The sequence below is a fragment of the Acidovorax sp. genome, from assembly GCF_046294525.1.
Lineage (GTDB): Bacteria > Pseudomonadota > Gammaproteobacteria > Burkholderiales > Burkholderiaceae_C > Acidovorax.
Map to the genome: position 1 here is coordinate 310,672 of NZ_JBKBKQ010000003.1, position 20,589 is coordinate 331,260.

Consider the following 20,589-nt stretch of genomic DNA (forward strand, 5'->3'; position numbering starts at 1 on the left):
TTACCGCAAACGCGTTGGCGACAGCCCATCGGTCCCGACCTTCTCGCGCACCAACTCATCGGCCAGCGGCTCCGCGCGCAGCAGATTACGCGCCAGCAGCGACGCGCCCGCCGCGCTCTGAATCCCGTAGCCGCCCTGCCCGGCCAGCCAGAAAAATCCGGGCACATGGTTGTCCCAGCCGATCACCATGTCGCCGTCCGGCACAAACGAGCGCAGCCCCGCCCAGGCGTGCGACGGGCGGCGGATCTGGAAACGTGTCATTTCCTCGATGTGATAGATGCCCGTGGCCACGTCCAGTTCTTCGGGCACCACATCGTGCGGGTGCGTCGGGTCGGCATTGGCCGGTGAGCCCAGCAGTTGCCCCGCATCGGGCTTGAAGTAAAAGCTCTCGTCGATGCCGATCACCGCAGGCCAGTGGGTAGCGTCCATGCCCTCGGGCACGGGGAAGGTGAACGCAGTGCGGCGGCGCGGCTCCAGCCCGATGGGTGGCACACCGGCCAGGCCCGCCACCACATCGGCCCAAGCGCCCGCAGCGTTGACGATGGTGGGGGCCGCAAACACCCGCCCACCGGCCAGCGTCACTTGCCATACATCACCTTCGCGGCGCACGGCCGTGACCTCGGCGTTCGTCAGCACCTGGCCCCCGCGCTGGCGCAGGCCGCGCAGGTAGCCCTGGTGCAGGGCGTTCACGTCAATGTCGGCGGCCTCGGGCTCGCTCATGCCGGCCGCCACAGCCTCGGGTTTGAGGCAGGGCAGCATCGCCATGAGATCGGCCTTGTCCACCCATTGCACATTGGGCGAGGTGGCGTGCGCTTCGTCGTAGGTCTGCTTGAGCAGGTCCAGCTGGTCCGGCCCGGCCACATAGACCACGCCCCGGGGCGAGAGGATGGGATCGGTGCCGAACTCGGGCGGCGGCGCATCATAGAACGCGCGGCTGGCCCGGGTCAGCGCCTGAATGTTGGGCGTGCCATAGGTCGCCATGTAGAGCGCGGCCGAGCGGCCGGTGGTGTGATAACCGGGCTGCGATTCACGCTCCAGCAGCAGCACGCTGGCGCCCTGCCCTGCGGCGCCGGGCTGCACCAGTTGCCAAGCCACGGAGGCCCCGGCAATGCCCGCGCCAATCACGATGGTGTCTGCGGTTTGCATGGTCGGAGTCTCCTTTTCAAACGGCTGATACCTGCGCGGCCGATGCCGCACGGTCGTCGCGCGGCAAGGTGCGGGCGTCGCGGGGGTCCGGTGCCACCGTCACGATGGAAGTCAGCGCAGGTTCGGCGCGCGTCTGCACCAGCTTGGCAATGTCGGGCCGGGGCCGTGCCAGCCCCGCAATGCCTTTGAACGCCTGCTCCAGCGCGTGCCCCACACCCAGCGTGTGCCGGTCAGCACGGAACCGACCCACGATCTGCAGGCCAAACGGCATGCCCGCATCGTCCAGCCCGCACGGAAGGCTCAGCGCCGGGTGCGTGGTGAGCGTACTCACATAGGTCAGCGCCAGCCAGCGGTAGTAGTTGGCCTGCGGCTCGCCGTTGATGTGGCTGGCAAAAAGATCCGTCCACGCAAACGGCGACACCGGCGTGGTGGGCGCCAGAATCACGTCGTAGTCCTCGTACAGCTTCTGGAACCGCGCCAGGATGCGTGTCTGCTCGGCCTGCGCCCAGGCGCTGTCCAGCAGCGTCATGGCGGCGCCCATTTCGTAGTTGGCGCGGGTGTTGGGGCCCAGGCTGGCGGGGTCGCGCTCGTAGGCCTCGCGCGTGCTGGCCACAAAGGCCTCGGCGCGCAGCACGTCAAAGCAGCGGTGCACATCACCCAGGTCGATGTCGATGGCGTCGCAACGCGCAAACAGGTGCTTCATGGCCTGTACCTTGCGGCGGAACACGGCGCGGATGCCGTTGTCCACCGCGCAGGCACCGAAGTCCTCGGTGTAAGCCACGCGCAGGCGGCTCAGGTCCACGGTTTCGGGTAACAGAAAGCTCATCGGGTCCAGCGGGTAGCTCAGCGGGTCGCCCACCGACATGCCCGCCGATGCCGCCAGCTGCAGACAGGCCTCTTCAACCGTGCGGCCCATGGGGCCCACCACCGAAATCGGCGTCCAGCCCAGCAGCTTGCGCGAGCTGGGCACCACGCCGGGTGATGGCCGAAAGCCCACCACGCCACAAATGGACGCCGGAATGCGCAGCGACCCGCCCGTGTCCGAGCCCGTGCACACCGGCAGCATGTCGCACGCCAGCGCGGCCGCTGAGCCGCCCGACGAGCCCCCGGCGTTCAGGTTGGGGTTGAACGGGTTGCCCGTGGCGCCCCACACGGTGTTGCGCGAATTGGCGCCCGCGCCCATCTCGGGGATGTTGGTCTTGCCCGTGACGATGGCGCCCGCTGCGCGCAAGCGGGCCACCAGCACGTTGTCCTCGGCGGGGATGTGCTCTCGGTAGATCTGTGATCCATAGGTGGTCAGCAAGCCCGCCGTGGCCTCCAGGTCCTTCACGCCCATGGGCAAGCCATGCAGCAGGCCCAGCGGCTCGCCGCGCAGCACCGCCTGCTCGGCCGCCTTGGCCTCGGTGCGGGCGCGGTCGTAGCAGGTGGCGGTGACGGCATTCACATGCGGGTTCACGGCCTCGATGCGGGCAATGCAGGCGTCGAGCAGCTCCACCGGCGAAATCTCGCGTGTGCCAATGCGGTGGCGCAGTTCGTTGGCCGTCAGTTCAACCAGGGCTTGGGGGTTTGTGGTGGTCATCTCGGGCTTGTCTCCTTGTTCTGGTCCCACGGGTTCAGTCTGCGGTGATGGCAGCACGCTGTGCAATGGCGCGCATCAGCGGCAGCTCCTTGTCGATCAGCTCGGCCAACACCCTGGACGAAGCATAGGACGGCTCGAACCCCACCGCGATCATCTTGTCACGCGTTTCGGGGTCTGACACCACCTGGGCCAATGCTTGCTCCAGCCGAGCCTTCACGGCCGGTGGCAGGCCACGCGGGGCCACCATTGCCAGCCAAGTGTCCATCTCCAGACCGGGGTAGCCAGTCTCGGCCAGCGTGGGCACCTTGGGCAGCAGGGCCGAGCGTTTGCCGGAGGTCACCGCAATGGCCTTGATCTTGCCGTCTTTGAGCTGCGGCAGCGCGGCCGATACGGTGTCCACCGTGAACGGGATCTGCCCGCCGAGCAGGTCGGTCATCGCGGGCGCGCTGCCCTTGTACGGCACATGCTGGATCTTGAGTCCCGCCGCGTGGAAGAACATCTCGCCCGCAAACTGCGAGGTGGTGCCCGCACCGAACGAGCCATACGAATACTTGTCCGGCCCGGCCTTCACAAGGGCCACGAACTGCTTCACATCCGCTACCGGCACGTCCTTGTTGGCCAGCAAGATCAGCCCCGTGCGCCCGGCAATGCCAATGGGCTCGAAGCTCTTGACCGGGTCATACGGCAGCTTGGCGCGCACCGCCGGGTTCACCGTGAAGGTGGTGCCCGAACTCATGAGCAGCGTGTAGCCATCCGGCGCCGCCCGCGCCACCGATGACGCGCCGATCACCGTGCCCGCGCCCGCCCGGTTGTCGATCACCACGCTCTGGTCCAGCTTGTCGCCCAGCTTCTTGCCGATCAGGCGCCCCAGCACATCGGTGGCACCACCGGGCGGGAACGGAATCACCAGCGTGATCGGCTTGGTGGGGAACGCTGCCTCCTGTGCCATGGCTGGAGCCCACGCGGTGGACCCCAGGGCGGCACAGAGGGCGGCAGACAAAAGCAGTTGCTTGCGGTTCATGGGGTTCTCTCCAAAGGTCACAAAGGTTGGGGGAATTGGGGAATGAGAAGAAATCAGCCCTGCGCAGCCAGCACGGCCCGCCCGCGCTGCACAAAGCCCTGGTACTGCGCCTCGGGCACCAGCAGGCCGCCCGTGGTCCACACCAGATGTGTGGCCTGGTGCAGCACGGCGTCGATGCCCGTGCTGCGCAGCCAGGCCTGCCCGGCGGTGGTACCGGTCAGCAGGGCCGGGCCGCTGAAGCCTGCAGCGGCCGAAGGCTCAATGCGCTCGCCCAGGGTATCGAGCACCCGCACCAGCTGCGCAAACAAGGTGTCGTCGGCCACCGTAAACACGCCCGACAGTAGCGGCCGCATCAGCTCCGCCGCCAGCAGCGACGCACGTGGCACGGCCAGGCCGTCGGCCTCGGTGCGGTTGCTCAGGCCCCAGTCGTACACCGAGGGGTGCGCCCCCGGCCCGGCCATCATCTGCACCATGAAGCACGGCGACTGCACCGGCTCCGCAAAAAAGCAGTGCACATGCGGCCCCAGCACCTGCCGCAGGCCAAAGGTGATGCCCGCTGGCGCGCCACCCACGCCACACGGCAGGTAAACGATGAGCGGGTGCTCGGCATCCACCGCCACGCCCTGCTCGGCCAGTTGCTTTTGCAGGTGCAGCGCCGCTGCGCTGTAGCCCAGCAGCAGCGAGAACGATTGCTCGTCGTCCACAAAGTGGCACAGCGGGTTGATGGCCGCCTCGGCACGGCCTGCGGCCACGGCGCGTTCGTAGTCGCCAGCGTGCTCCACGACCTGCACACCACGCTGGCGCAGGCGGGCTTTCTTCCATTCCTTGGCATCGGCCGACATGTGCACCGTGGCCTGGAAGCCCAGGGCCGACGCCACCACGCCAATGCTCATGCCCAGGTTGCCGGTGGAACCCACCGCCACCTGGTAGCGACCCAGCACCTCGCGCGCCTGCGGCGTTGCCAGCGCGCGGTAGTCACCACCGGGCAGCACCAGGCCGTGCTGCAGCGCCAGCCCCTCGGCAAACTCCAGCACCTCATGCATGCCACCCCGCGCCTTGATGGAGCCCGCCACGGGCAGGCTGTGGTCGGCCTTGATGAACAGGCGGCCTTGCCCTTCGGCTATGCCCAGCGCGGGCTGCAGCGCAGCGCCGGGTAGCAGTGGCGACTCGACCACGCCCCCGGTGGCGGCCAGTTCAGGAAACACCTGGGCCAGCAGCCCTGCAAAACGGGCTAGGCGCGCAGCAGCCGCCTTCGTATCATCCAGACTAATGCTTCTACCCAGTGCGGTCAGCGCGGCGGCGGGTTGCGCCTGCCGGGCTGCATTGGTCCACAACGCAGGCTGGGCATTGCGCAAGCGGGTGTACAGCAGTGCATCTGTGGGAGGTTGAGTCGGGGCGATCGTCATGGCGCATGGGTCTCGAACAATGTTGCCCCCATTCTTCGCCGGTCACGCCCCCGTCACAAACCATTTATATTGAGCGCATCATTAGTATTAATAATGGACATTCGCCTCTCCCCCTCTCTGCTCGCCTGGCTGCGCAGTTTTGATGCAGCCGCCCGCCACGGTAGCTTTACCAAGGCGGCGGCCGAGCTGTGCATCACCCAGGGCGCCGTGAGCCAGCAGGTCAAGCAGCTTGAAGAATGGCTGCGCCGCCCCCTGTTCCTGCGCACCCCGCGCGCCCTGGTGCCCACGCCCGAGGGCAAATGGCTGGCCGTGGTGCTGCGCGAGAGCTTTGACGCCATCGAAAGCACCCTGGCCCAGATGCGCCAACCGGCGGAGGCCGCCACCGCCACGCTGAGCTGCTCGCCCTCGTTCGCCATGAGTTGGCTCACGCCCCGGTTGGGCGACTTTTTCCGCCAACACCCGCACACCGGCCTGCGCGTGTTTGGCGAATTCCACACCCTCGACCGCACTCGCATGGTGCGCGACGGCGTGGAAGCCGCCGTGCGCTTTGACCTGGGCGGCTACCGCGACCTGAGCGCAACCGTATTCCTGGACGAATGGCTGGTGCCCGTGGCCAGCCCCGGCTTTCTGGCCAACCATGCGCGCATCGACCACCCGCAGCACTTGCGCGGCGAGTGGCTGCTGCACGACGGCAGCGCCTGGGACGGCGCCGATACATACGAAGAATGGCAGCACTGGTTTGGCCAGCGCGGTGTGCCGCCGCCGCCGTGGGCGGGCGGCCAGCAGTTCAACCTGTCGCAACTGGCCCTGGGCGCCGCGCTGGCCGGCCAGGGCATCGCCATGGGCCGTGCCGCGCTGGTGCTGCAAGACATACAGGCCGGCCGCCTGGTGCCGCTGCTGGGGCCCTGCGTGGCCTCGCGCGCAGCGTATTCGTTTGTGACCACCACGCACCCCAGCCCGGTGATGCAGTTGGTGCGGGACTGGCTGGCGGATGAAGCGGTGCGGTTTTGTGCGGATCGGGCGCGGGTGCTGGCGGCGCCGAAAAATCCTGCAGCGAGCAACGCTTTGTTATCTATTTGATAGCTGCCAGCGCATACACAGCAAGCGCTAGAGCCGATTTTTATTCAATTTTTTACAAGCCACATGCGGAATGACGGCCGACCCCGCCAGAATTTGGATACCCTCAGCACCTTGTCTGCCAGTAGTGGCAGCCCCGTCCAGCCGTCAGAAAGGGAGCCCCGTGGCCAAGATCTTGGAAGTGAAGTACGAAAGCCAGGCCCAGGCCCGCGTGTGCGAGGTGGCCTATGAAAGCCAGGCCGACCTGTGCTGGCACGAGGTGGGCTACGACACCCAGGCCAGCGGAGATGCGGCGTGGTTTTTTGTGGCGTACGAGAACCAGGCCAGCTTCAAGATCTTCAAGGTGAAGTACGAGAGCCAGGCAGACCTGAAGGTGTTCAAGGTGAAGTACCCCGACCAGGCAGGCTGGCGCAACCTGAGCCACCCACTCAAAGGCAAGCTGGGCTGAGCTGCCCGCTCTGACGTCAAGTCGCTACTTCCTTTTACCCGCCCACCAGGTTTTGCACCTGCTCGCCCAGGCCGGTGCCGCCCAGGCGCACCACGTCGCCGGGTTTCAAGAACCATGGCGCGGGCTTCTGTCCCAGGCCCACGCCAGCGGGCGTGCCGGTCAGGATCACGTCGCCCGGCTCCAGCGCCATGAACTGGCTGATGTATGACACCACGGCGGGCACCCCGAAGATGAAGTTGCGCGTGCTGCCGTCTTGCACGCGCTGGCCGTTCACCTCCAGCCACAGGTCGATGGCGTGCGGGTCCGGCACCTCGTCGGCCGTGGCCAGCCAGGGGCCGATGGGCGCGAAGGTGTCGTAGCTCTTGCCCTTGTCCCACTGCCCGCCGCGCTCCATCTGCCAGGCGCGCTCGGACACATCGTTGGCCAGCACATAGCCCGCCACGTGCTGCAGCGCATCGGCCTCGGCCACATGGCTGGCGCGGGTGCCAATGACGATGCCCAGCTCCACCTCCCAGTCGGTCTTCACAGAGCCTGGCGGTATGCGCACGTCGTCGTTGGGGCCGCTGAGCGCGGTCACGGCTTTCATGAACAGCACGGGTTCGGCGGGCGGCTGCAGGCCGGCTTCGCGGGCATGGTCGGCATAGTTCAGGCCCACGCACACGATCTTGCCCACGCCCGCCACGGGGCAGCCCAGGCGCGGGGCGCCCTCCACCGTGGGCAGACGGCTGACGTCAATGGCGGCCAGCGCGGCCAGGGTGCGGGGCTTCAGCTGGGCGGGGCCGATGTCGGACAGCAGCATCGACAGGTCGCGCAGCGTGCCTTGCGCGTCAATGAGGCCTGGGCGTTCGGCGCCGGGCTGGCCATAGCGGATGAGTTTCATGGGGGGTTCTGAGAAAACGAAGGGGAGCCAAGCGAACGCGCGCAGCATAGCGCCCGTCGCCATGGCACGCGGACGCCGTTGGCCGCCACAGCCATGCCGCAATGCGAAGACGGCCCCGCCCGATGCGGATGCCTGGCGGGCTTACCATTTCGCACCGCCCACCGCAGCCAAAAACTCACAATTTGATAGCTGCCAGCGCTTTACCATCAAGCGCTAGAGGCCAATTCGACCGAAAAATCGCCATGGCCCTCGCCGCCGAACCGCCCGCCAGTTCCCTCGCTTCCCCACAGCCGCTGCGGCCCCAGCCCCGCAACCCGTCCGATCTGTTCTGGTCCTTCACCTGGCTGGCCCTGCAGGGTTTTGGCGGCGTGCTGGCCGTGGTACAGCGCGAACTGGTGGAGAAAAAGCGCTGGATGACCAACGAGGAGTTTGTGGAAGACTGGGCCGTGGCGCAGATCATGCCCGGCCCCAACGTGGTCAACCTCAGCATCATGATTGGGGACCGCTACTTCGGCCTGCGCGGCGCGTTGGCGGCGCTTTCGGGCATGCTGACCTTTCCGCTGATGCTGGTACTGGCCCTGGCCGTGGTGTATGCGCAATTTGCCAGCCACCCCGCCGTAGCCGGTGCGCTGCGCGGCATGGGCGCGGTGGCGGCAGGGCTCATTGCGGGCGTGGGCATCAAGCTCTTCGCGTCCATCCAGAACCACCCGCTCGGCCGCCCGCTGTGCGTGGCCTTCACCGTCTTCACCATCGGAGCCATGGTGGTGCTGCGCTGGCCGCTGTGGTGGATCCTGCCCTTGATCGGCGGCGCGGCCTGCCTGCTGACATGGAGAAAGCTCGCGCCATGAGCCCTCTTGCGACCACCTTGGGGCCGGCCGACTGGCTGAGCCTGTTCGTATACTACCTTTCGCTGTCGCTGCTGGCGGTGGGCGGAGCCATCGCCACCGCGCCCGACATGCACCGCTTTCTGGTCGATCGCCACGCCTGGATCACCGACCCGCAGTTCAACGCCTCCATCGCCATCGCCCAAGCCGCCCCTGGCCCCAACGTGCTGTTCATCGCCCTGTTAGGCTGGAACGTGGGCATCAACGCGGGCGGCCCCGGCGTGGCAGGCTGGCTGCTGGGAGCCCTGGGCATGGCGGTGTGCATGCTGGGCGTGATGCTGCCCAGCAGCCTGCTGACGTGGCTGGCCACCCGCTGGGGCCACCGCAACCGCGAACGCCGGGGCGTGCGCGCATTCAAGCAAGGCATGGCGCCCGTGGTCATCGGCCTGCTGCTCGCCACGTCTTGGGTGCTGTCGCGCGCCCATGGAGGCCCCGCCGAGACCTGGCCCCTGTGGCTGCTGAGCGGCGCCACCGTGCTGCTGGTGTGGCGCACCAAGCTGCACCTGCTGTGGATGCTGGGCGCGGGGGCGGTGCTGGGGGCGCTCGGCTGGGTGTGATCTGCCTCCCATCCGGCGCAGCCATCACGAAGGACGCTTGAGCGCTGCCACCTGCCCCGTCGGCACAGCCTTCAGCGCTGCACGCAGGTCGTCCATGGGCAGGTTGCCGCTGCCTTCCAGCAGTACGCCGTTGGGCAGCAGCATGACCAGGCTGGCGCTGGTTCCGTCCTTGCGGTAGCTCTCTTTGAACGCGACACCATCGCGGCGGTAAACGCGTTCCACTTCCTCGGGCGTTTCGCTGTCCAAGGTGCTGCGCGACCAGGCCGCCATGCCGATGGCAAGCGCAGGCACGGCACCGATGTCCTGCATGCGCACCTCGATCAGCCGCTCGCCCTCGGAGTACTGCGCGCTGACGTTGGTAAACTGCATGCCCATGGCGGCATCGCTGCGCGCCTCCACCGCCGTGCGGGGCATGCTGCCCAGCGTCTCGGGCAGGAGTGCGCGCAATGCCTCGGGCGCCAGAGGGGCAGCGCCCTTGCCGCCCAACGCGGCGCTCATCATGTCGCCCATGGCCTGGCCTGCCGCCTGGGTGTCGCCTCGCGCCTGCGCCTCTTCCATGCGGCGGTTCGCCGCCTCAACCTTGGCGGTGTCGATGCTGATGCCTGTGCCAGGCAGGGTGATGTTGACGCCAGGCCCCGCCACGGAGGGGCCGCCCAGGCTTCCCGCCCCGCCTACACCTGCAAACGCGCCGGGACGGGGTGTGACGAGCGACGTCACCAGCCCTACCACCAGGCCGGCCACGATGCCGCAGACGATCAGCGCGGCCGTGTAACCCACCGCTCTCTCACCCGGCACCCTCATCAGCACTGGCACGCCCCGGTAGATCAGATACACGGAGTACAGCGCTGCCAGCACTCCCAGCATCGCCAACGCGGGCACTGCGCTGAACACGCCGCCCAGCCAACCCGCCGTGGCGCCATAGGCGATCAGCTGGAAAGCCCGCGGCAACTGTGTCTGGCCCCCAAAGCGCGGCGCCAGCGCGTTGGCCACCAGCGCCATCACTAACACCATTGCCAGCGAGAGCACGTAGCCCACCACCATGCCGACCAGCCCCTGCACGATGGGCACCCGCACCGACACGCCGAATGCGCCCATACCCACCAGGCTGTAGCCGATGAAGCCCGCCACGGCGGGAATGGCCGCCAAAAAGATGAGGTAACGGGAGTAGACGCTGGCGATGCCCGGGTTTTCGCGTTCGATCTGCAACCAGGTGTCGCCGGGGCGCAGCAGCATGGCCAGCACGCGGTCCAGCAAGCTGCTCATTGGGGCACCGGCGGCGGGTGATGTCTGCGCAGCAGTTGTCGTGTAGGTGTCTTCGGGGATGGTCATCACTTGCTCCTTGGAAGGTGGCTCATGGGGGGGCAGGGTCAGTTCACTTGCAGGCCGCCCCGGCTTCGCGAACGATCTGGCGCACACCCTTTTTGATGCCCATGGCATTGCCAGGATGCCCTTCATGCGGAGCGCTGAGTGCCGCCACGCCGTCCCAGCGGTGGCACACGGGCAAGGTCCGGAAGTTGCTGCCAATGGCCTCAAAGAACCAGGCCGTGCAGGTCTTGTCGTCTGTACACAGCTTCTGGCACGCGCGTGCGTTGGCGTCCTTGCCCATTTCGAGGGGCTCAAACGGCTTGGGCTCCGCGCTCAGGCTGGCGTGCTCCCCGGTCGGCCAGGTGCTGAGGTTCATGGCGAATTCGGGGCCTTCCACAAAGTTGCCACAGGCAGGTGGCGGCGCAGCGGGTGCCGGCGTGGGTGCGGGGGCCTGGGCCACTTCGCGCAGCGCCTTGTTCAGCTCGCCTGCGTCCTTGGCATCCAGGTAGCGGCCACCCGTGCTGCTGGCCAGGCACTGCAGTTGGGCCTTGGCCTTGGGGTTTTTGTCGATGTCAAAACCCACCACATGGGCCGTGAAGTCCACGCCCAGCTTCTCCAGTTCCTTACCCAGCGCACAAGGGTCGGCGTGGCAGGTCTCCTCGCCATCGCTGACCAGAATGACGGTGGCCTTGCGTTCGCCGAACTTGAGCTGCTCTGCCGCCATGCGCACGGATGCAGAGATGGGCGTCATGCCCTTGGGCTGCAGCGCATTCACGGCCTGCTGCATGCCCGCCTTGTCCACGGGACCGGGCGCCTTGAGCATCTCAATGTCAGCGCAATTGCCCTTGCTGCGGTGGCCATAGGCCATCAGCCCCAGTTGCTGGTTGGCAGGCCAGGTGGCAAGCATGCTGCCCACGGCCTCACGGGCGATTTCAATCTTGGCTTTGCCGCCGATCTGCCCCCACATGGAGCCGGAGGCATCGAGCACCAGCATGGACTGGCCCGCCCCTTGGGGGGTGCGGGGCGCGGCCTGCTGGGCCCATGCGCTGGCGACAGGCACCAGCAGCGCCGCCGCAAGGGAGAGAGACAAAAGTGAACGCATGCAGAACTCCTTGTTTCAAGATCCATGGGCGCCATGTGCTGGCCGCCGGTTACTGCCGGACAAAGGTGAACGGCGTGCTGATATGGCAAACCGTCGGGACGCTCACGCGCACGGTGCTCTCGCCTTCCATGTGGTCCGGGTTGAGCACCCGCACGGTCCAGCCGCCCTCCATCACCTGTCCCTGGGTGGCAGCCAGCGTTCCGCGCCAGTGGTTGGGGGCTACGCGCTGCCAGGTCACTTGCGGGCTGCGAACGATTTGCGATGCATTGAATGGCCGCTGGAACACCACATCACCGGACTGCGGCGCTGGCATCTGCCGGGCAAGCGCCGGCCCAAGGCCTTGCAAACAAGTTCCACTGGTGCGCGGGTTGCCGTGGGCAAACCGCCAAGTGCCATCCCGGGGCTGAATCTCTGGACCCAGCGAGGGCGAACCGCCTTGCCCATGCTGTTGCAGATCCAATTCGCGGGGCCCGGGCTTGTGGACCTCCACCTCAATACCAGCGGGACGGCGACCGCCAGACGAACCTGCAGGGACCTGTGCCGCGGAGACGCGTGAGCCCGATGAACCTGAAGGGCTTAAAGGGCTTGAAGGGCTTGAAGGGCCTGCAACGCCCGACGGCGGACTGGCTGGCAAGCCCGGCGCGGCAGGCTGTGCACCGGGCTCGCGGCGGCGCAACACCTCGGCACCGGCAAACGCGCCGTCCGGCAGCGGGATGGCCACCCGCGCTTCGTTCTGCGTCATTCGGCCACCACACTCGCCCGCCGCCGCGCAGCGCCACACCTCGTCAGGAAAGTCGCGGCTGGCATCGATGAAAGCGCGTTCGGCCTGGTACTGGCTGTCGATGCCCAGCACCACGCGCACCTCGTCGGGGGCCAACGCGCCGCTGCAGTGCACGCCTGCGGCACAGGCGAGCTGGTCCAGCGTCTGGCCGACGGCGAGCGCTGGAGCGCCCAGTGAGCAGGCCAGCGCCGATGCCAGCGCAAACAGCTGACGGTCTGTCATTGCCTTCACCGCTTGCCCGCAGGCTTGAGGCCACCACAGTCCGCAGACAGGCGGCGGGCATCCGTGCTCATGTCCATACGGCCATGCTGCTTGCTGGTGAGCACGGCCTTGGTGCTGAAGTGGCTGGCACTGTGCAGCGTGGTGGTGAAGTCGCCCTGGCTGGGCGGCTCCTTGCACACCAGGCGCCCCGTCCAGGTGTTGCCGCTGCGCTTGACTTGCGTGAAGGTGCAGTCGCCCTCGGTCAGTCCTTCGCGGACGGGGTCGGCCTTGGCGTCCTCGGGGCTGATGCACAGGCGCAGTGCGCCATCGGCGCCCATGCCCATGCCGTGGCCCGCCATCTGCTGCTCCATCATCTTGCGCGCTTCGGGCGGCAGGTTCTTCATCTGCTCGCGCATCTGCGCCATCTGTGCGGCCATGTCGGGTTGGCCTGGCATCTTCATGTCGTGTTTGAACTCCCACAGGCCGGGCTGGATGGTCTGGGCGTGGGCGGCGATGCCGACGCAGGCACCAGCGAGAACAAAGGTTGTCTTCAACGCCAGGCCTCCCCAGCGCAGAAGGGCGCCTGCCTCCTTGGACTGCGGGCACACGGAGGGGTTAGCTTGAGTTTCATGGGTCATGCTCGGCTCTCTTTCTTTGACTGTGTTCATTGCGCATCGCGCTCGATGCTTACGCGCCAGCGGATGTCACCGCGCGCACTGCTCAGGGTGCCCTGCACTGCCTCGCCCACCACGGGGCGGCGCGCAAATCGCAGGGTGAAGGGGTCGTCCTGGTCGGCGCTCACCACCAGCAACGCGGTCAGGCCGCCCGTTTGAGTCTGTCGCGCACGAACCTCTCCCACCGAGCCCACCCACTCGCAGGGTTCACCAACCGGGTCTTCGCACATGGCACGTCCAGCCACCCACTGCAACTGCAGCACGCGGCTGCCCTGCTTCTGCAAAATGTGCAGACGCGCCAGCTCGGCGCCAGCGAGGGTGCGGATGCGCGGGTCGTCGCGCGTCACACGCCAGTTACCCTGCCAGGGACCGGGCACTGTCTCCAGCGCACGTTCGCCGGCGGACTGTCCGTAGCCCATGCCGGCGGCCAGTGCCACCAGGGGCAGGCACGCGGCAGCCAGCAGCAGGCTGTTTCGGCGCAGTGACATAGGGCTCCTTTCGACGCATGTGTTTTGTGGGAGTGGATGGTGCCCAGCGCCGGCCAGCGCGGCCATATGCCGATCGGCCTATGCCCGCCATCTGGGCTGCACGCTATCCTTCGAAGCGTGAAAAATGTCACGACACAAGGAGATCCCGCCTTGGACGAACTCGATGGTTTTGCACTGCTGCTGGTGGATGACCACCCCCTGTTTCGCGATGGCCTGATGGCTGCTCTGCGCCACCAGGCCCCAGGTTTGCGCGTAGAGGCTGTAGGTTCGCCGGCCGAGGCGCTGGAAATGCTGGCAAATACCAGCGAGGGCTTTGATCTGGTGCTGCTGGACTATCGTCTGCCCGGAACGGATGGACTTCGCTGCGCCGCACAGGTGATGGAGCGTTACCCGGGCCTGGGCGTGGGACTCATGTCGGGAGCGGACGACCCCACGCTGGGGCGCCGTGCCCAGGACGCGGGGCTTGTGGCCTATTTGCCCAAGACGCTTGAAGTACCTGCCCTGCTGGCCAAGCTTCGCCATCTGGCGGGGGGAGAACCCGCATTTGCCGATGCCGCGCAGCCCCCTGACGCCGCCGACCAGACCCCCACCGGCCCGTATGGTCTGACAACGCGGCAGGTCGACGTGCTGCGCATGCTGGCTTCGGGCGGCAGCAACAAGGAGATCGCACGCGAAATGGGCATTTCACCTGGCACCGTGAAGAACCACCTGAACGCCATCTTCGCCAAAATGGGCGCAGCCAACCGCACTCAAGCAGTGATGATGGCGCGGGCAGTGATCCATGAAGGCTCCTGACGCCGCAGCCCCCTCGGACAGGGTTTTTGCCGACAGCATTGGCTCGCTGTCGCGGGCGCTGCGGGGATCGGTCGTATCGAACCTTGTCGCAGCGGCGCTGCTGGCCTGGGCCATGCACGGCGGGCACCCAGCGGGCGTGCTGGCCGCGTGGCTTGGGGGCCTGGCGCTGGTCCATACATGGCGACCACTTTTGCGCGCTGTGCTGCGTCAGTCGTCATCGGAGCCCCTGACCGCGGCGCGCAAAGCCCGGCGCGTCGAGGTGGACGCCTTGATTCTCGCGGCGTACTGGGGCGCATCGTCCGTCATGTTCTTCCACCCGGGCAGCAGCCTGGAGCCGTTCTACTGGGCCTTGGTGCTCGGAGGAACCGCTGCAGGAAGCATTGGCGCACATGCGCACCACCCCCGGGTGATGTGGATCTTCCTGCCCACGTTGATAGCCCCGTTTGCACTGCGCGCGCTGCTGGAACCCGACAGCGACAGCCGTTTTCTGGGTGCAGGCATGTTGTTGCTGTTGGTCTACCTGCTGTACTACGGCAAGCAGCACGCGCGCACCCTGCAGCGCATGATCGCCCTGCGCCACGAAAACAGTGCGTTGGTCGAAGAACTGCAAAGCCAGGCGCATGCACTGCGCGAGGCCAACGCCGCCAAGTCCCGCTTCTTCGCCGCTGCCAGCCATGACTTGCGCCAGCCGCTGCAGGCCATGGGCCTGTACCTCAGCGTCCTGCAGGGCGATGGCCCCACCCTGGCACGGATGGGGGAATGCATGGATTCGCTTGACCGCCTGCTCGCACAGGTGATGGACCTTTCGCGCCTGGACAGCGGCCAGACCACCGCGCATCCTGAGCCAGTGGCCCTGCAACCGCTGCTGCAGCGCCTGGCAGACACGTACGAAGCCGCTGCGCGAAAAAAGGGCCTGCAGCTGCGCGTGCACCCTACAACGGCGTGGGCACAGAGCGACCCATTGCTGCTGGAGCGGGTTCTTGCGAATCTGCTGACCAATGCGATCCGCTACACCGAGCACGGGGGAGTGCTGCTGGGCGTGCGCCGCGCGGGTGCCGGCCTGCGCCTGTGCGTGGTGGACACGGGCATTGGCATCCCGAACGAGGCATACGAGGCGGTGTTTGAAGAGTTCGTGCAATTGAACAACGCCGAGCGCAACCCAGAACGCGGTCACGGCCTGGGCCTGCCGACGGTGAGACGCATCGCCGCGTTGCTGGGCCACCCTGTGGGCTTGCGTTCCCGCGTGGGGCGCGGCAGCGTCTTCGCATTGGACCTGCCGTCTGCCAAACCCAGCGACGCACCCGCCCCGCGCGCGCAGCCGGCCGCTGCAGGGCGCCTGCAAGGGCGTGTTCTGGTCGTAGAAGACAACTCCCTGGTGCGCGACGCACTTCTTACCTTGCTGGAAGGCTGGGGCCTGGAGGTGACCACCGCCCCCGACGCACCGGGCGCATTGCTGGCCCTGCGTACTACCGCCTTCGATGCCGTGCTGAGCGATTGGCGGCTGCCGGGCGCCGAAGACGGGTTGGCCGTGCTGCGCCAGGCAGGGGTGCTGCAACCGGGCCTGAAGCTGGCGGCCATGATCACGGGCGAGGACACGCAGCGCATGGCCGAAGCACAACAGGACTTCCCTGTGTTGCGCAAACCCGTGCGCCCATTGCGCCTGCGCGCATTGCTGGAGCGATACCTGCGCGAACACAAGGCGCCATAAGCGGCTTTTCTGCATCGAAGCACCCGCCGCTGCTCATTTTGGTATCTTTTTGGCATCTATCGCTTATCTGATAAGCGCATATAGCTATGTTTTTTATAGCGCCCAAGCGTTCTGACGCACAGACTCTATTCCACTGAATCCGAGAAATCGGCAGACCAGGGATGTACTGCGCAACCCGCGCAAGTCCACGCTATCACGGACCGCAAGGAGTTGCGCAGAACATCCCCAGAGCTGCATGCGCGCGAACTCATGGCGTGGGAACTGCGCCTGGGCAGGCTCAGTGCATCGGGCTTTACACACTTCGCCAGGACTCCGCCACGGCTTCGGTTAGATTGCCGGCACACAACGGAGGGGAAGCATCCAGATGATCGTCGCCAACTACTGGGCAGAAGCCCGCCGCCAGCACGGCCTTGGCCGCCACAAGATCACCGTGCAGCGCTGGGGCTGGTCGGACACCAGCGAGGCCGAGGCCCAGGCCATGGCCGAGGTGCGCGCGGACGAAGCCCTGGCGCAGGCGCAGCGCGATGCCGCCACGCCGCGGCGCGAACGCAAGACCGCCTACAACGGTGCCCAGGGCTTGCCGATTCGCGAAGAAGTGCTTCAGCGCCAGGGCGATGCGGTCATCACCCGCAACGGCTATGGCGCGGAGTGTCTGAACACACGCAACGTGCTGTTTGCCGATGTGGACTTTGAAACGCGCACCAGCAACCGCCTGCGCCTGGCGGCCGCCGCGCTGCTGGCGGTGGCCGTGCTGTTGCCAGCGCTGTGGCTGCTGGGCGGAATGCTGGCCTGGGTCGTGGGCGTTGGAGCCTTGCTGCTGCTGACCCTGCCGCTGGCAGCGCTGCTGCAGCGCGGCGTGGACGCCGCGCTGGGCGGCCCCCACGTTCGTGCCCTGGCGGGGCTGCGGGCCTTCATTGAGCGCCACCCTGCCTGGGCCGTGCGCGTGTACCGCACGCCCGCGGGCCTGCGCCTGCTGGCCACGCAAGGGCTGGTGGACCCGGTGGGCGCTGAGGCACAGGAGTTTTTTGCCGCCGTGGGGGCCGACCCTGTGTATGTGCGCATGTGCCTGAACCAGCGCTGCTTTCGCGCGCGGCTTACCGGCAAGCCCTGGCGCATGGGCATCCACCAGCACATGCGACCCAGACCCGGCGTGTGGCCGGTGCGCCCCGAGCAGTTGCGCCTGCGCGAGGAATGGATGCGCCACTACGAAGATCGGGCGGCGCAATACGCGGCATGCCACTGGATCGAGTCGCTGGGCAGTGGCGCCATGCACCTGGATGTGCGCCCGGTGGTGGAGCTGCACGACCGCCTGAGCGGCGCACTGGAGCCGCAGCGGCCGCTGGCCTGAAAGCGTGGACGGGGCAGGCCTGACCGCGGCCCCGCCCCTGGACCATCCAGTGGTCAGCTGATCCGGCGACCGTTCTCGGCGTACACAGCCAGGTAGATCGCGTCCGAACCGATGTACGGCGCCTTGTTGCCAAAGCCCACGCTGAAGTCGCCAAACGACAACGAGCGGATGGCACTGAGGCCCGCACGCAGCCGTTCGCGCGTCAGATCCTTGCCGGCATTCTTCAGGCCTTCGATCATGATCTGGCCATTGAGCCAGCCTTCCAGCGCGCTGCCGCTATTGATGTAGGCGGGGTTGGCACCCACGGCCTTCATCGTGGCCTGGAACTTGCGCACCGCCACCGACTTTTGCGAATTCGCATCCGGGAACACCTGCACCAGCGCCATGCCACGGGTGGATGCGGCCAGCTTGGGCATCTCCGACGCGACCACCGTCACCGACAGGCCAGCCAGCGGCACGCCCTGCGCCTTGGCGCGGAAGGCCTGCACAAAGGCCGTGTTGGCCGTGCCGGTGGTGGCCAGCAGCACGGCGCCGGGGCGCTCGGCTGCCACCTTGGCGGCCAGCTCTGCGCCGTTCTTGCCATCCACAGCCAGCGCGTATTCGCCTGCGCGCTCCACCTTGATGTCGTCCAGCGCCTGGGACATGTCCTTGAGCACTTCCTTGCCGAAGGGGTTGTCCAGGTACACCACCGCAATGCGCTTGAGGCCCATGTCCACCACCTGCTTGACCAGGCGCTGCGTTTCCTCACGGTAGGTGGGGCGCAGGAAGAACACGTGCTTCGCATCGGCACTGCGCAGCGAGGTGGCGCCCGTCACCGGGCCCACGGTGGGAATGCCCTTGGATTCGATCAGCGGCAGGATGGCGGCGGTGTTGGCCGTGCCCAGCGGCGAGATCAGCGCGAAGGCCGCCTGGGCCTCCAGCATCTGGGTCACGTTCTGCAACGTGCGGGCGGCCACGTAGCCGTCGTCCTTGGGGTCCATGCGGATCTCGCGGCCGTGCACGCCGCCGGCCTGGTTCACTTCGGCAAACGCGGCCTTCATGCCGGCCACCTGCTCAATGCCGGCCTGGCCCAGCGGGCCGGTCAGCGCAATGGAGCAACCCAGCGTGACATGGCGCGCAGACAGCGCCTCTTCGGCGGCCATTACAGTGTGGGCCCAGGCGGGCAGGCCGGTGGCTGCGACGGCCTGGGAGGCGCGCAGGAGAAATTGACGACGGCTCATGGTGTGGTTCTGACGGAAAAAAGCAAAGGAGGCCGAGGCTACAGGCAAGAACCACCGGCCCGTGTCCATTTCGCGACAAGAGGGCGTGCACACGACACAAAACGTCTAGGTTGGACTCCCTACTCCGCCAACCTCCGGGAGGATGTGGCAAGCACCGGGACGCGGACTGAGGTTTGCCTGAGGCCGCGTCAGGCCGAAAGCACCTGCGGCAGCAAGGCGCCTGCAGCACCGCGCAGCACGGCGTGCGCGGCACCGTCCAGTTCGCTATTCGCGGGGTTCAGCACCACCACACGTGCCCCAGCAGACCGCGCTTGGTGCGCCAGCCCCGCCGCAGGGTACACGGCGCCCGCAGTGCCCACCACCAGCATCAGCGCGCACTGGCGCGCCGCCTGTTCGGCGGCCTCGAACGTGGCATACGGCAAAGCCTCGCCAAACCACACCACGCCCGGCCGCACCAGGTTGCCGCAGCGGTCGCAGTACGGAGGATGGCCGGCGGAAGCATGTCTTATGTGGCAGCAGCTGCGCGGCGTGTCGAGCCAACGATCTTCGAAGATGTCGCCATGCAGGCACAACACGCCGTTGCTGCCCGCGCGCTGGTGCAGGCCGTCCACGTTCTGGGTGATGAGCGTGAGCCTGCCGGGGTGCCGGCGCTCAAAGTCGGCCAGCGCGTGGTGCGCGGCGTTAGGCTGCACGCCTTGCAGCAGGTCGCGCCGGTACTGGTACCAGTCCCATACACGCTGGGGATGGCTGCGAAAACCCTCCTCGGTGGCCATTTCTTCGGCCCGGAACTGCGCCCAGTATCCCGTCTGCGCATCGCGGAAGGTGGGCACGCCAGATTCCGCGCTGATGCCGGCGCCGGTCAACACGGCAATGTGCGGCGCCTCCTGCACCCAGGCGCGGACGGTATCCAAAGAGTGCTCATCCATACAACACCCATCCACTTTCTACAACGTGTCATTTGTAACGACGAGCGGGTGTGTTTTGGCGGGATGAGCTGGCATGGCGGGTTCGTTCACACCTTCTCAGGGGGGTTTACGTCCTTTGCCGCAGCGCCTCGTACAGGCACACGCCGCTGGCCACGGACACGTTGAGGCTTTCCACCGCACCCTTCATCGGGATGCTGACCAGCTCGTCGCAGGTCTTGCGCGTGAGCTGGCGCATGCCATCGCCTTCGGCGCCCAGCACCAGGGCCACGGGGCCTTTCAAGTCCACCTGGTAGATAGTCTTGGGCGCATCATCGCTGGTGCCGATGCACCAGATGTTGCGCTCCTTGAGTTCGTTCAAGGTTCGGGCCAGGTTGGTGACCATGAAGTACGGCATGGTCTCGGCCGCGCCGCTGGCCACCTTGGCCACGGTGGCGTTGATGCCCACGGCGTGGTCTTTGGGGGCGATGACGGCATGCGCGCCCGCGCCATCGGCCACCCGCAGGCAGGCGCCCAGGTTGTGCGGGTCGGTCACGCCATCCAGCACCAGCAGCAGGGGCTGCTCGATGCCGGCGGCCTCCAGATCTTCCAGCAGTTCATCCAGCGAGGTGGCCACCTTCGCGGGCTCCACCCGCGCGGCCACGCCCTGGTGGCCGTGGCTGCCGGCCAGCTTGGCGATGCGCACGCTGTCGGCTTCGATCAGGCGGGCACCGGCCTCACGGGCGCGGTCGAGAAACTGGCGCATGCGGGCATCGCGGCGCGTGGCTTCGTAATAAATCTCGATGATGGACTTTGGCGCGGTCTTCAGACGCACGCCCACGGCGTGAAAGCCGAACAGAACTTTGGGGCTGGACATGGGGGGATTATCCCCGGCGATACGTGGCCACCGCAGAAAACTATCAAATTAATAGCTACTAGCGCTTGCTGGATAAGCGCTAGGGAAGCTCTTCACGAATCGGTTCTGGCAGTGCCGTAGTGATGCCCGAACTAAGACAGCCCTTGCTTTCGAGAATTGATCGCCCCCAGCAGGCGCTGTGCGCGGGCAA

Annotated in this window: 20 protein-coding genes; 7 read left to right on the top strand and 13 right to left on the bottom strand. The window is 67.0% G+C overall.

Annotated elements, in window-relative coordinates; translation table 11 throughout:
• The 4 genes from ACK4HJ_RS05880 to ACK4HJ_RS05895 are packed head-to-tail and all read right to left on the bottom strand — an operon-like array spanning nt 1 to nt 5,152.
• On the bottom strand, nt 1-1,146 hold the full coding sequence (locus tag ACK4HJ_RS05880; RefSeq protein ID WP_409828629.1) for an NAD(P)/FAD-dependent oxidoreductase: 1,146 nt from the start codon (nt 1,144-1,146) through the stop codon (nt 1-3).
• A 16-nt stretch (nt 1,147-1,162) separates the two neighbouring features.
• Nucleotides 1,163-2,725: an amidase gene (locus tag ACK4HJ_RS05885; RefSeq protein ID WP_409828631.1), complete on the bottom strand. Its 1,563-nt coding sequence runs from the start codon at nt 2,723-2,725 to the stop codon at nt 1,163-1,165.
• Between the two features lie 34 nt (nt 2,726-2,759).
• Nucleotides 2,760-3,746 (bottom strand): Bug family tripartite tricarboxylate transporter substrate binding protein, encoded by a 987-nt coding sequence (locus ACK4HJ_RS05890; protein ID WP_409828633.1) that lies wholly within the window; start codon nt 3,744-3,746, stop codon nt 2,760-2,762.
• A gap of 53 nt (nt 3,747-3,799) precedes the next feature.
• Nucleotides 3,800-5,152, bottom strand: a complete 1,353-nt coding sequence (locus ACK4HJ_RS05895) for a D-serine ammonia-lyase (RefSeq protein WP_409828636.1) — start codon at nt 5,150-5,152, stop codon at nt 3,800-3,802.
• A 93-nt stretch (nt 5,153-5,245) separates the two neighbouring features.
• On the opposite strand from ACK4HJ_RS05895, the gene ACK4HJ_RS05900 reads away from it, so the two are divergent.
• On the top strand, nt 5,246-6,232 hold the full coding sequence (locus tag ACK4HJ_RS05900; RefSeq protein ID WP_409828638.1) for a LysR substrate-binding domain-containing protein: 987 nt from the start codon (nt 5,246-5,248) through the stop codon (nt 6,230-6,232).
• A gap of 160 nt (nt 6,233-6,392) precedes the next feature.
• Nucleotides 6,393-6,677 carry a DUF6150 family protein gene (locus ACK4HJ_RS05905; protein ID WP_409828640.1) on the top strand — a complete coding sequence of 95 codons (285 nt, stop codon included), beginning with the start codon at nt 6,393-6,395 and terminating at the stop codon, nt 6,675-6,677.
• 34 nt (nt 6,678-6,711) lie between these two features.
• On the opposite strand, the gene ACK4HJ_RS05910 is transcribed toward ACK4HJ_RS05905, so the two are convergent.
• Entirely contained in the window at nt 6,712-7,557 is an 846-nt protein-coding gene (locus tag ACK4HJ_RS05910) for a fumarylacetoacetate hydrolase family protein (protein WP_409828643.1), read from the bottom strand.
• 242 nt (nt 7,558-7,799) lie between these two features.
• On the opposite strand from ACK4HJ_RS05910, the gene ACK4HJ_RS05915 reads away from it, so the two are divergent.
• Both ACK4HJ_RS05915 and ACK4HJ_RS05920 read left to right on the top strand, forming a co-directional pair.
• Nucleotides 7,800-8,405, top strand: coding sequence for a chromate transporter (locus ACK4HJ_RS05915; protein ID WP_409828645.1), 606 nt, complete (start codon nt 7,800-7,802; stop codon nt 8,403-8,405).
• Entirely contained in the window at nt 8,402-8,998 is a 597-nt protein-coding gene (locus ACK4HJ_RS05920) for a chromate transporter (RefSeq protein ID WP_409828648.1), read from the top strand. Before ACK4HJ_RS05915 ends, ACK4HJ_RS05920 begins: the two co-directional genes overlap by 4 nt.
• Nucleotides 8,999-9,022: 24 nt before the next feature.
• Here ACK4HJ_RS05920 and ACK4HJ_RS05925 read toward each other — a convergent pair whose 3' ends face one another.
• The 5 genes from ACK4HJ_RS05925 to ACK4HJ_RS05945 are packed head-to-tail and all read right to left on the bottom strand — an operon-like array spanning nt 9,023 to nt 13,549.
• On the bottom strand, nt 9,023-10,327 hold the full coding sequence (locus tag ACK4HJ_RS05925) for a Yip1 family protein (RefSeq protein ID WP_409828650.1): 1,305 nt from the start codon (nt 10,325-10,327) through the stop codon (nt 9,023-9,025).
• Between the two features lie 43 nt (nt 10,328-10,370).
• Nucleotides 10,371-11,405 (bottom strand): vWA domain-containing protein, encoded by a 1,035-nt coding sequence (locus ACK4HJ_RS05930; protein WP_409828653.1) that lies wholly within the window; start codon nt 11,403-11,405, stop codon nt 10,371-10,373.
• Between the two features lie 49 nt (nt 11,406-11,454).
• A complete protein-coding gene (locus tag ACK4HJ_RS05935; protein ID WP_409828654.1) occupies nt 11,455-12,408 on the bottom strand; it encodes a hypothetical protein in 954 nt (317 codons plus the stop codon).
• Nucleotides 12,409-12,413: 5 nt separating this feature from the next.
• Entirely contained in the window at nt 12,414-13,025 is a 612-nt protein-coding gene (locus tag ACK4HJ_RS05940) for a DUF3617 domain-containing protein (protein WP_409828657.1), read from the bottom strand.
• Between the two features lie 26 nt (nt 13,026-13,051).
• Complete coding sequence (locus ACK4HJ_RS05945; RefSeq protein ID WP_409828659.1) at nt 13,052-13,549, bottom strand: hypothetical protein; 498 nt, start codon at nt 13,547-13,549, stop codon at nt 13,052-13,054.
• Between the two features lie 150 nt (nt 13,550-13,699).
• Here ACK4HJ_RS05945 and ACK4HJ_RS05950 point away from each other — a divergent pair, with 150 nt between their 5' ends.
• The 3 genes from ACK4HJ_RS05950 to ACK4HJ_RS05960 all read left to right on the top strand — a co-directional run bounded on the left by ACK4HJ_RS05950 (nt 13,700) and on the right by ACK4HJ_RS05960 (nt 17,400).
• Nucleotides 13,700-14,344 (top strand): LuxR C-terminal-related transcriptional regulator, encoded by a 645-nt coding sequence (locus tag ACK4HJ_RS05950; RefSeq protein WP_409828662.1) that lies wholly within the window; start codon nt 13,700-13,702, stop codon nt 14,342-14,344.
• On the top strand, nt 14,331-16,052 hold the full coding sequence (locus ACK4HJ_RS05955) for a hybrid sensor histidine kinase/response regulator (RefSeq protein WP_409828665.1): 1,722 nt from the start codon (nt 14,331-14,333) through the stop codon (nt 16,050-16,052). The genes ACK4HJ_RS05950 and ACK4HJ_RS05955 overlap by 14 nt, the downstream gene beginning before the upstream one ends.
• 364 nt (nt 16,053-16,416) lie before the next feature.
• A complete protein-coding gene (locus ACK4HJ_RS05960) occupies nt 16,417-17,400 on the top strand; it encodes a hypothetical protein (protein WP_409828666.1) in 984 nt (327 codons plus the stop codon).
• A 53-nt stretch (nt 17,401-17,453) separates the two neighbouring features.
• On the opposite strand, the gene ACK4HJ_RS05965 is transcribed toward ACK4HJ_RS05960, so the two are convergent.
• From ACK4HJ_RS05965 to rlmB, 3 genes are all read right to left on the bottom strand, one after another.
• Nucleotides 17,454-18,620: an ABC transporter substrate-binding protein gene (locus tag ACK4HJ_RS05965; protein WP_409828669.1), complete on the bottom strand. Its 1,167-nt coding sequence runs from the start codon at nt 18,618-18,620 to the stop codon at nt 17,454-17,456.
• Between the two features lie 188 nt (nt 18,621-18,808).
• Complete coding sequence (locus ACK4HJ_RS05970) at nt 18,809-19,546, bottom strand: SIR2 family NAD-dependent protein deacylase (RefSeq protein WP_409828671.1); 738 nt, start codon at nt 19,544-19,546, stop codon at nt 18,809-18,811.
• Nucleotides 19,547-19,652: 106 nt separating this feature from the next.
• Nucleotides 19,653-20,399, bottom strand: a complete 747-nt coding sequence (rlmB, locus tag ACK4HJ_RS05975) for a 23S rRNA (guanosine(2251)-2'-O)-methyltransferase RlmB (RefSeq protein ID WP_409828673.1) — start codon at nt 20,397-20,399, stop codon at nt 19,653-19,655.
• Nucleotides 20,400-20,589 lie beyond the last annotated feature (190 nt).